The organism is Streptomyces sp. DH12 (assembly GCF_020873895.1).
Taxonomy (GTDB): domain Bacteria; phylum Actinomycetota; class Actinomycetes; order Streptomycetales; family Streptomycetaceae; genus Streptomyces.
In genome coordinates, this window is the sequence record NZ_JAHWGT010000365.1 from 1 (window position 1) to 660 (window position 660).

Annotated in this window: 1 pseudogene; it reads right to left on the reverse strand. The window is 73.2% G+C overall.

From position 1 onward, the window contains the following. Nucleotides 1–660: pseudogene (locus LPA54_RS34585) on the reverse strand (acyl-CoA oxidase); the annotation flags it as partial.

The window sequence follows — 660 nt, forward strand, 5'->3', positions numbered from 1 at the left end:
TGCAGGGGCACCTGCTCTCCGGCGCGGGGGCCGCTGATGCGGCGGTGCTGCGCGTAACGGACGGCGATGGCCAGGGCGGCGCGGGAGGCGCCGACGGCGGCGCCGCTCATGCAGAGCTTGCCCGTGGTGACCCGTCCGATGGACTGCAGGAACCGCTTGCGCCGGTTGCCCAGGCTGCTGTTGAACGCACCGTCGTCGGTGAGGCGGCCGTGCTCCGCCTCGAGGAGGGCACTGCGGGGGAGGGGCACACGTTCGAAGGCGGTGAGGCAGTGGTCCACCGGCGCGCCGGACCGGTAGGGGAGGCGGCGGACGCGGATGCCGGGGAGGATGCCCTGGGCGTCGCTGAGGGGGGTCAGGAAGAGGAAGACCCCCTGGTCCTCGCCGTCCACGAGGAGACGGGCGGCCACCACGGCGCTCTTCGGGCCGCCGGTCGGGCTGGTGTTGGGCATGAACTTCTGCGCGCCGGCGTGCGGCGTGTGCAGCACGAACCCGCCCGTGCTCCGGTCGAACTCGGCGGTCGTCTGCAGGGCAGGGGCGTCGTTGCCGTGGGCGAGCTCGGTGCACAGGAACGTGCCGGTGCGCCGCAGCGTCGTGTACTCCGTCAAGTCGCGTGCCGGGCCGCCCTCGTGGTCCAGCAGGCTGCCGAGGAAGAGGTTGTAG